At 56.3% G+C, this 8,796-nt stretch carries 11 protein-coding genes; 7 read left to right on the top strand and 4 right to left on the bottom strand.

Annotation, left to right across the window (positions count from 1 at the left end):
* The 6 genes from sdhC to B2R48_RS15420 form a co-directional block, all read left to right on the top strand.
* The coding region (gene sdhC, locus B2R48_RS15445) for a succinate dehydrogenase, cytochrome b556 subunit (RefSeq protein ID WP_297002174.1) at positions 1-256 on the top strand (256 nt) is incomplete at its 5' end.
* A gap of 26 nt (positions 257-282) precedes the next feature.
* Positions 283-666, top strand: coding sequence for a succinate dehydrogenase, hydrophobic membrane anchor protein (sdhD, locus tag B2R48_RS15440; RefSeq protein WP_062956811.1), 384 nt, complete (start codon positions 283-285; stop codon positions 664-666).
* 4 nt (positions 667-670) lie between these two features.
* A complete protein-coding gene (gene sdhA, locus B2R48_RS15435) occupies positions 671-2,467 on the top strand; it encodes a succinate dehydrogenase flavoprotein subunit (protein ID WP_062956810.1) in 1,797 nt (598 codons plus the stop codon).
* Positions 2,468-2,492: 25 nt separating this feature from the next.
* Positions 2,493-3,275 carry a succinate dehydrogenase iron-sulfur subunit gene (locus B2R48_RS15430; protein WP_062956809.1) on the top strand — a complete coding sequence of 261 codons (783 nt, stop codon included), beginning with the start codon at positions 2,493-2,495 and terminating at the stop codon, positions 3,273-3,275.
* 160 nt (positions 3,276-3,435) lie between these two features.
* On the top strand, positions 3,436-4,239 hold the full coding sequence (locus B2R48_RS15425) for a tetratricopeptide repeat protein (RefSeq protein ID WP_414716195.1): 804 nt from the start codon (positions 3,436-3,438) through the stop codon (positions 4,237-4,239).
* Between the two features lie 6 nt (positions 4,240-4,245).
* On the top strand, positions 4,246-4,920 hold the full coding sequence (locus B2R48_RS15420) for an HAD family hydrolase (RefSeq protein ID WP_297002164.1): 675 nt from the start codon (positions 4,246-4,248) through the stop codon (positions 4,918-4,920).
* Positions 4,921-4,926: 6 nt separating this feature from the next.
* On the opposite strand, the gene B2R48_RS15415 is transcribed toward B2R48_RS15420, so the two are convergent.
* The 4 genes from B2R48_RS15415 to puuE all read right to left on the bottom strand — a co-directional run bounded on the left by B2R48_RS15415 (position 4,927) and on the right by puuE (position 7,998).
* The gene (locus B2R48_RS15415) at positions 4,927-5,436 is read right to left on the bottom strand and encodes an ureidoglycolate lyase (RefSeq protein WP_297006817.1); all 510 of its coding nucleotides are present in this window, start codon (positions 5,434-5,436) and stop codon (positions 4,927-4,929) included.
* 9 nt (positions 5,437-5,445) lie between these two features.
* Positions 5,446-6,462 carry an allantoicase gene (alc, locus tag B2R48_RS15410; protein ID WP_297002160.1) on the bottom strand — a complete coding sequence of 339 codons (1,017 nt, stop codon included), beginning with the start codon at positions 6,460-6,462 and terminating at the stop codon, positions 5,446-5,448.
* A 66-nt stretch (positions 6,463-6,528) separates the two neighbouring features.
* Entirely contained in the window at positions 6,529-7,056 is a 528-nt protein-coding gene (gene uraD, locus B2R48_RS15405) for a 2-oxo-4-hydroxy-4-carboxy-5-ureidoimidazoline decarboxylase (protein ID WP_062956806.1), read from the bottom strand.
* A gap of 27 nt (positions 7,057-7,083) precedes the next feature.
* The gene (gene puuE / locus B2R48_RS15400) at positions 7,084-7,998 is read right to left on the bottom strand and encodes an allantoinase PuuE (RefSeq protein ID WP_062956805.1); all 915 of its coding nucleotides are present in this window, start codon (positions 7,996-7,998) and stop codon (positions 7,084-7,086) included.
* A gap of 437 nt (positions 7,999-8,435) precedes the next feature.
* Here puuE and uraH point away from each other — a divergent pair, with 437 nt between their 5' ends.
* Positions 8,436-8,789 carry a hydroxyisourate hydrolase gene (gene uraH / locus B2R48_RS15395; protein WP_062956803.1) on the top strand — a complete coding sequence of 118 codons (354 nt, stop codon included), beginning with the start codon at positions 8,436-8,438 and terminating at the stop codon, positions 8,787-8,789.
* The last annotated feature ends 7 nt before the right edge of the window (positions 8,790-8,796 follow it).

The raw sequence follows: 8,796 nt of genomic DNA, 5'->3' as shown, positions 1-8,796 counted from the left end.
GTCCTGGCTGATTGGTGCCGGCGCCGGTCGTGATGCTTTTGAAGGCTATCACGGATTTTTCACCTCGTGGTTTGGTCTGCTGCTGCTGTTCGGTTGGACAGCGGCGTTTTATTACCACGCTTGCAACGGTATCCGTCACCTTGTCTGGGATACCGGTCGCGGCCTGACGAATGAGGGTGCTGCCAAAGGCAACCCGATCGTCCTTGGCGCGGCAGTTGTGCTGACCATTCTCACCTGGATCATCGGTCTGGCCTAAGGCCGGGCAAGAGGGGACAACTTGTCATGAAGATGCAATCCGATCTGGGCCGTGTCCGCGGTCTCGGTTCTGCCAAAAGTGGCTCTTCGCACTGGTGGACCCAGCGCGTGACGGCTGCTGCAAACCTTCCGCTCGGCATCTGGTTCATTGTTTCGATTCTTGCCGGGCATACGGCAGATTACGATGCCGTCCAAGCCTGGCTGGGCTCGTACTTCCATTCGACCATGATGATCCTGTTGATCGTCAGCGTTGCCGTGCACTTCACGCATGGCCTGCAGGTCGTGATCGAAGACTATGTGCACAACCGTAAAGCAGAAATGATCTCGCTGATGCTGATCAAGGCTGTGGCAGCCTTCCTGTCTGTCGCTGCGATCATTTCAGTCCTGCGTATCGTTTTTGCCGGAGCCTGAGCCAATGAGTGAATCTTATAAAATTATCGACCATAACTACGACGTCGTTGTTATGGGTGCGGGTGGCGCGGGTTTGCGCGCGACACTGGGTACGGTTGAAGCCGGCCTGAAAACCGCATGTATTACCAAGGTCTTCCCGACCCGTTCGCACACCGTTGCTGCCCAGGGCGGTATCGGTGCGTCGCTTGGCAACATGTCCGAGGATCACTGGCAGTGGCATATGTATGACACCGTCAAGGGTTCGGACTGGCTGGGTGACCAGGACGCAATCGAATATATGTGCCGCAACGCCGTTCCGGCGGTTCATGAACTTGAACATTACGGTATGCCGTTCTCGCGAACCGAAGATGGCAAAATCTATCAGCGTCCGTTCGGTGGTCACACCCGTGACCACGGCAAGGCGCCGGTTGAACGCGCCTGTGCAGCAGCTGACCGTACCGGTCACGCCATGCTGCATACCCTGTATCAGCAGTGCCTGAAAAACAAAGCCGAGTTCTTTGTCGAATATATCGCCCTTGATCTGATCATGGACGAAGACGGTTCGTGCAAAGGTCTGGTGGCTTGGGATCTGGATACCGGTGAACTGCACCGTTTCAATGCCAAGATGGTTATTCTGGCGTCTGGTGGTTATGGCCGTGCGTTCTTTAGCTGCACCTCGGCGCATACCTGTACCGGTGACGGTCATGGCATGGTGGCCCGTGCGGGTCTTGGCCTGCAGGATATGGAATTCGTTCAGTTCCACCCGACCGGCATTTACGGTTCAGGTTGCCTGATCACCGAGGGTGCCCGTGGTGAAGGTGGTTATCTGACCAACTCCGAAGGCGAACGTTTCATGGAACGTTATGCGCCGACCGTTAAGGACCTTGCATCGCGTGACGTTGTGTCGCGTGGTATGGCACAGGAAATCCGCGATGGTCGTGGTGTTGGCGAACACGGCGAATACATCCACCTGCATCTTGAACATCTTGGTTCGGAAGTTCTGTGGGAACGTCTGCCGGGCATTACCGAAACCGCGAAAATCTTTGCCGGTGTTGATGCGACCAAGGAACCGATCCCGGTCCTGCCGACGGTCCATTACAACATGGGCGGTATCCCGACCAACTATAAGGGCGAGGTTCTGCGTCCGACCGCCAAAGACCCGAACGCAATCGTTCCGGGCCTGATGGCGGCTGGTGAAGCAGCCTGCGTTTCGGTCCATGGTGCAAACCGTCTGGGTACGAACTCGCTGCTCGACCTTGTTGTGTTTGGCCGTGCATGTGGTCTGCATGCAGCAGAAGTCGTTGATGCCAAGGCATCCTTCAAGGAGCTCAAGGCAACCGACGGTGAAGAGGCGGTTGAACGCTTTGATCGTCTGCGCTGGGCAAAAGGTTCGCGTCCGACCGCGGATATCCGTCTGGAAATGCAGCGTGTCATGCAGTCGAACTGCGGTGTGTTCCGGACCTCGGAAATCCTTAAAGAGGGCAAGGACAAGCTTTCTGAAACCGCCAAGACGCTTCCCGACGTCGGTGTTTCGGATCGATCCCTCATCTGGAACTCGGATCTGGTCGAGACTCTCGAACTTGAGAACCTGATGACCTGTGCCGCCGCAACCATGAATTCGGCAGAAGCGCGTCATGAATCGCGTGGTGCACATGCCCACGAAGATTTCCCGAAGCGCGATGACGAAACCTGGATGAAGCACACGATTGCGACCGTCGACACCGACAAGGGCTATGGCGTTGATCTGACCTATCGTCCGGTCAACAACTTCACGCTCACCGATGAAGTGTCGTATATCGAGCCGAAAGAGCGCGTCTATTAAGGCGCGGCAAGAGAGGATTTGAGAGATGGTAGAATTCAATCTTCCCGCCAATTCGGTCGTCAAAGAGGGCAAAACGTTCTCTGCGCCGGCTGACGCGAAGAATGTCCGTGCGTTCAAGATTTATCGTTTTGACCCGGACAGTGGCGATAACCCGCGTACCGACACCTATGACATCGACCTCGACAAGTGCGGGCCGATGGTTCTCGATGCGCTGATCAAGATCAAGAACGAGATCGACGCGACCCTGACGTTCCGTCGTTCCTGCCGTGAAGGCATTTGCGGTTCGTGCGCGATGAACATCGATGGCCGTAACACGCTTGCGTGCCTCAAGCCGATTGATGACATCAAGGGCGAAGTCAAGATCTATCCGCTGCCGCATATGCCAGTCGTCAAGGATCTGGTGCCGGATCTGTCCCAGCCCTATGCACAGCTCGCATCCATCGAGCCGTGGCTTAAGGCAGACAGCCCGACCCCGCCGGACGGGGAACGTCTGCAGTCGCGTGAAGAACGTGCCAAGCTTGATGGTCTGTGGGAATGCATTCTGTGCTTCTCCTGCTCGACCGCGTGCCCGTCCTACTGGTGGAACTCCGACCGATACCTCGGCCCGGCGGTTCTGCTGCAGGCATATCGCTGGTTGGCAGACTCGCGCGATGAATATACCGGTGAACGTCTCGATGCACTCGAAGATCCGTTCCGCCTGTATCGTTGCCACACGATCATGAACTGCACCAACACCTGCCCGAAAGGCCTGAACCCGGCGCTTGCGATCACCGAAATCAAAAAGATGATCGCAGAACGCCGCGCCTAAGTGCGGGCAGTGTTGCCCTGATATTGGCGTTTAACGCCAGCGTGTTAAAGCCGCCGCGGATCAATGATCCCGGCGGCTTTTTCTTTTGGTCGCAGGATGTTAACCCCGCAATTACCCAAATGCGCTATGATGGCGTCTGGCTTTGTGCACCAGTATGGGAATGACAACCTTGTTTGACCGCCGCCCGTTTCATTTCAAATCATCGCGTTTCGTCGTGGCTGCTGGCCTGATGCTTGGCCTTGCGGCCTGCGGGGATACAGGATCAAAGTGGGAAGCGCAGGATATGTTCGCTGCACCCACTGAACAGAAGGTCGATGACCGTTATCGGGCGATGATTGATTTCAAGGCCATGGCGCGTGATGCGGCGGGCAAGGAATACGCCGCAGGGCCAAACGCCACGGTGATGGGGGCGGTTGAAGAAGCGGTTGCCATGTGCCAGCAGGCCAATGCGCAAGGGTGCAAGGCGGTTCGGGTCGGGTTGACGTGGGTCGATGGCCTTGATCAGTCATCCATTGAAAGCGTGATTTCATCCTATCGCGATACCATGACGGCCGAAGCCTATCAGGCGGCAGGTCAAGGCAATATGGGGGCGGCTAACTGGCTGGCCTATCACTATGCGGTACGTGGTGAAAACTTGCAGGAGGCTGAGCGCCTTGCCAAGCAGGCCTTGCAAGTTGCCCCGGATGATCCCGGTGCGCTTGATACCTATGGCCTGATCCTTTATCGCCAGGGGCGCTATCAGGAGGCCGAAGACGTTTTTGTCCGCGTGAACAAGGCGATGCCCACGGCCGAGCATATTGCGCATTTCGCCGACAACGCGCTGGCGATGGGCAAGACCGAAATGGCGCGCGCAGCCTATCAACGGGCATTGCAGGCGGGTGCCGGTCCGGTCCTGTCACAGACCATTCAGAAACGCATGCTGGCGTTGGATCTGAATGGTGGGGTGGCGGCCCCGGCGCAGTAGGTTTGCATGATCCAGCACATCATTTTTGATTGCGACGGTGTTCTGATCGATAGCGAGATTTTGTCTTTTGCTGTCGACGAAAAGCTGTTGCCGGATTATGGCGTTAAGATCACGGCAAGCGAATTGGCGCGTGATTTTGGCGGCGTGACCTATGGCGAGATGATTGCCGCGCTCAATACCCGGTTTTCTGCCGATATTGATGCGGTTTCCTATCAGGAACGGTGTGAAGCGGAGCTGGCCCGAACCTTTCAAACCGATCTGCAGGCGATTGCGGGTATTCCGGACCTTTTGACCAAGCTGTCAGTGCCGATTGCCTTGGCGTCGGGCAGTGATCTGGCGCGGCTTGATCAATGTTTGCGTCTGACAAGTCTTGAAGGCTTCTTCGAAGATCGGGTCTTTTCCGCCGAGCAAGTGGCGCGTGGCAAACCGGCACCGCATGTTTTCCTGTTGGCGGCCAGTTCGTGCGGCTGGAGGCCAGAAAAGTGTCTGGTGATCGAAGACAGCCCATCCGGCATCGTGGCAGCCAAGGCAGCAGGCATGCAGTCTGTCGGGTTTTTGGGTGGGGCGCATCGCAGCGATGCGGATGCAGACATCCTGCGCGATGCCGGGGCAGAGTATGTTGCAGGTAACAGCGCCGATTTGCACCGTTACCTGCAAGATTTTGGTCTGATTTCTGCTTAAGGCGGGTTATGCCCAATCAAGGGTGATGACCTCGCCATCGACCAGTGGCAGGTCGACTTCATTGAGGTTGTTGCCGGGACCGCTGCGATCCACGATCAGAAAATCACTGTCTTCTTCAAGCACGAGCAATGGGTGATGCCAGACGTTTTTGGCGTAGGTAACACCTTGTGTGCCATCACTTAGAAACGCGCGCAGGTTTTCGGGTTTTGGCGTTTCGGTGCCCGGCGCGACGACAATCAGGAACTTCTGGCCCGCAAGTGGGATGAAGGCCTGTGAGCCCAGCGGGTGGCGTTCCATCATTTTGATTTCAATCGGCTTGGGACGCGGCGTTCCGCGAAAGATACTGATGATCGGCGCGCCACCTTCGTCCCCGACATCTACGCGCGAGATATCATGAAACCTTTTGGTGGTTCCCTGATTGATCTTGTAGGTATCGCGCGCGGTGTCGGTCGAGATGACTTCGCCAAAGGGGGCGAAGGCCTCTGGCGTCAGGTGTTCGATGGGAAGTTGCATCATCCTGCCCCGTTACGTCGTCGGTTTGCCAAGGATACGCAAACGGCTGATGCCGCCGTCGGGGATCGAGTTGACGCGAAGATGGGTGACCGGACCATTGACGGTAAGTGCGGATGCATCGAATTCATGGATATGGTCCGCCTGCATCTTGCTTTCCGGCAGGATGGTCGACCAGAACATCGAACGTGCCGTGAGCGACTTGTCCTTTTCGCCGTCGACATAGGCGCCCTGAATCGAGACACGGTCAGGGTAGTTGCCCTTGAAGTGGCAGGTATCGACGATGATTTTTTCAATCTCGCCCGGGTGACCCAGTTCGACAATCAACCATTCATTGCCCGGTTCGCGACGGCGACGGGTTTCCCAGCCATCGCCCATATTAACCCCGCGACCCGGGGCCAGAATGGCATTGGGATTTCCGTAATGGGCATCCGACCAGCCAACAACGACACCGCCATTGATCATCGCCGCCAGATCGACCTGTTCGCCCTTGGCGGCCATTTCCGTCCAGTCGCGGTTCGGGCGACCATAAACGCGAAGGCGCGCAACGCCGCCATCGGGATAGATGTGCAGGCGGACATGGGTATAGATCGCATTCGACGTCACATCGGCATAGTGGTGCGCGCTGGCGCCAAGGCCCATGGGGGCAACGATTTCATGCCATTTGGTATCGTCGGTCGGATCGCCATCCGGGCAATAGCAGCCTTCAAGGGACCCGGCTGGCGGGAAGTTGCCGGTGAAATGGCTGGTATCGATATCGACACCGTAAATGCGGCCCGATGTTGCCAGACGCACAACACAGTAATCGTGGCCTTCAACACGTTTGCGGCGGCTTTCCCAGCCATCCATCCATTTGCCGTGATCGTCATAACGGTCAGGGTAAAACACCGCCTCAGCCGTTTGCAGCATACGCTGTTTGTCAGCGAAGAAATCATCGGTCGCAAAGATTGCCTCTGCGCCCAGACGTTCGTCGGCAAGATTAACAAACCGCCGTGCAAATTCCGGCGTTTCGGTGTTTTCCTGATGGTTCATGGTGGTCTTATCCTGAATTTATCGTTTGTTATATGGCTATCACAGGTTCTGGTGCTGTGTGTGACCCTACAGCGCTTCGAGCCGCAATTTGGCAATGCGGTGGACCTGTTCGATCGCCTCGTTGAATTCGGTTTCCGCGTCGTTTTTTACACGCCGTTCAAACGCATCGAGAATGTCGGTGCGATGGAACCCCTTGACCGCAAAGATGAACGGAAAACCGAACTTATGTTTATAGAGCTCATTAAGCTCGGTAAAGCGTGCAAGTTCGTCGGGTGTGCATTGATCAAGCCCGGCACCCTTTTGTTCGCTTTGCGACGACGCGGTCAGATCGGCCAGCGCAAGCTTGCCGGCCAGATCGGGATGGGCGCGCAGAAGTGACAGTTTGTCATCATCAACCGCGCCATTGACGATGGCCGCCATGGCATCGGCAAGCGAAGCTGGGTTATCGAGGTTTTTGGTGATGCCGCGTTCATAAAGCTGATGGGCAACCCACGGAGAATGTTCGTAAACCCAGCCATACAGGGAGACGAACGCGCTTTGCGCAAGCGTGCTGGGCGGGCGGGTTTCAAACAGGGATTTGGTGGTTTCTGTCATATCGACCTTGTGTTTTTTTGATCGGCCTTAGCCGCCATGCGGGTGATGTTCGCGCCAGTGGCGGGCGATATCAATGCGCCGGGCAAACCAGACATTGTCGTGGCCTTGGACATAATCGACGAAGCGCTTGAGGGCTGCGAAGCGGCCCGGACGCCCGACCAGACGGCAATGCAGGCCGATCGACATCATGCGCGGGGTTTCGGTTCCTTCTTCGTAAAGGGTGTCGAAGCTGTCCTTGAGATACTGGAAATATTGTTCGCCGGAATTGAAGCCCTGCATGGCGGCAAAGCGCATGTCGTTGGCATCAAGGGTGTAGGGCACGATGAGGTGCGGGGTTTCGGTCTGGGTGCTCCAGAACGGGAGTTCGTCGCTGTAATCGTCGGCGTCATAGAGAAAGCCGCCTTCTTCAGCCACCAGACGCCGGGTATTGGGGCTGGTGCGGCCGGTATACCAACCCAGCGGACGTTCGCCGGTGACGTTCTTGATGATCTCGATCGCCTTGTGAAGATGTTCGCGTTCCTGATCTTCGGGCATGTATTGGTAATCAATCCAGCGATAGCCGTGCGAGCAGATCTCGTGTCCGTCCTTCATGGCGACTTCACCGACCCTGGGATGGCGGGCAAGCGCCATGGCGACGGCAAAGATGGTGATCGGGATCTGGCGTTCACGGAACAGGTTCAGAATGCGCCAGACGCCGACGCGCGAGCCATATTCATAAATCGACTCCATGCTCATATGGCGGACACCTTCGCGCATGTCCGCCCCGATGATTTCCGACAGAAAAGCCTCGGACGCGCGATCCCCGTGCAGGATGCAGTTTTCGCCGCCTTCCTCGTAATTCAGCACGAACTGAACAGCAACGCGCGCCTTGTTCGGCCAGTTGGCCTTGGGCGGGTTTTCACCGTAACCAATCAAATCACGCGCATATTTCTGGTCGTTCATGCAAACCTTCTCCTGAATTCTGTGGGGTCGATCCCGTATGCCCGGCTTTGTTGTCGGGCCTGTTTGGTGTAGCATTAACCATCGGCCGCAGCGCAGCAAGAAAGAAACCTGCATATGCCGGGGCCGAAGACGTGCCGCACTATCAAGGCTGTTTTGATAATGTTCCTGGACGGGATCAGATCGGGGCCACGTTTTTCGCGGTCTTTCAAGGCATTTTGCCTGTGTTTCCGTTCATAGTGCCTGAAATGGGACTGTTCTTTTTTCAAAGAATTATTGATATAGTTTCACTTTATCCCCTCTTTCCCGAGGGTGGGTCCTAATGCGACCCTTTTTACATCGCTTAAAAAAATGGTTCGGCACAAAAGCACAAACAGAATGCCGACCATCGGGAGAAGCGACCGCTCATAAACAAAAGAATGAGAGAGAGGAGGCCCGGCATGGGACGACTGACCACCCATGTACTGGATACGGCAAAAGGCTGCCCGGCGGCCGGAATCCGCATTGAGCTGCACCGCTTTGGCAATGGCCATGACGACATGGTTGCCGAAGCTGTGACCAATGTTGATGGCCGTACCGATAGCCCGATGCTCGAAGGTGCCTCTTTCAAGCCGGGTCAGTATCAGCTTGTTTTCCATGCAGGTGATTATTTTGATGCCAGCGGTACAGAGCTTCCCGATCCCAAATTCCTGGATCAGGTCGTGATCCGCTTTGGCATTTCTGATGGGCAGGCGCATTATCATGTGCCGCTGTTGCTGTCGCCGTTTGGCTATTCCACCTATCGCGGAAGCTGAGAACAGA

Origin of the sequence: Thalassospira sp. UBA848 (genome assembly GCF_002295455.1) — a bacterium.
GTDB lineage: Bacteria > Pseudomonadota > Alphaproteobacteria > Rhodospirillales > Thalassospiraceae > Thalassospira.
This window is presented reverse-complemented; position numbering and strand designations above follow the sequence as displayed.

What these genes read in the sequence shown, in the direction of transcription:
- sdhD (WP_062956811.1), top strand. Translation starts at nt 283, where the DNA reads ATGAAGATGCAATCCGATCTGGGCCGTGTCCGCGGTCTCGGTTCTGCC.
- sdhA (WP_062956810.1), top strand. Translation starts at nt 671, where the DNA reads ATGAGTGAATCTTATAAAATTATCGACCATAACTACGACGTCGTTGTT.
- B2R48_RS15430 (WP_062956809.1), top strand. Translation starts at nt 2,493, where the DNA reads ATGGTAGAATTCAATCTTCCCGCCAATTCGGTCGTCAAAGAGGGCAAA.
- B2R48_RS15425 (WP_414716195.1), top strand. Translation starts at nt 3,436, where the DNA reads ATGACAACCTTGTTTGACCGCCGCCCGTTTCATTTCAAATCATCGCGT.
- B2R48_RS15420 (WP_297002164.1), top strand. Translation starts at nt 4,246, where the DNA reads ATGATCCAGCACATCATTTTTGATTGCGACGGTGTTCTGATCGATAGC.
- B2R48_RS15415 (WP_297006817.1), bottom strand. Translation starts at nt 5,436, where the DNA reads ATGATGCAACTTCCCATCGAACACCTGACGCCAGAGGCCTTCGCCCCC.
- alc (WP_297002160.1), bottom strand. Translation starts at nt 6,462, where the DNA reads ATGAACCATCAGGAAAACACCGAAACGCCGGAATTTGCACGGCGGTTT.
- uraD (WP_062956806.1), bottom strand. Translation starts at nt 7,056, where the DNA reads ATGACAGAAACCACCAAATCCCTGTTTGAAACCCGCCCGCCCAGCACG.
- puuE (WP_062956805.1), bottom strand. Translation starts at nt 7,998, where the DNA reads ATGAACGACCAGAAATATGCGCGTGATTTGATTGGTTACGGTGAAAAC.
- uraH (WP_062956803.1), top strand. Translation starts at nt 8,436, where the DNA reads ATGGGACGACTGACCACCCATGTACTGGATACGGCAAAAGGCTGCCCG.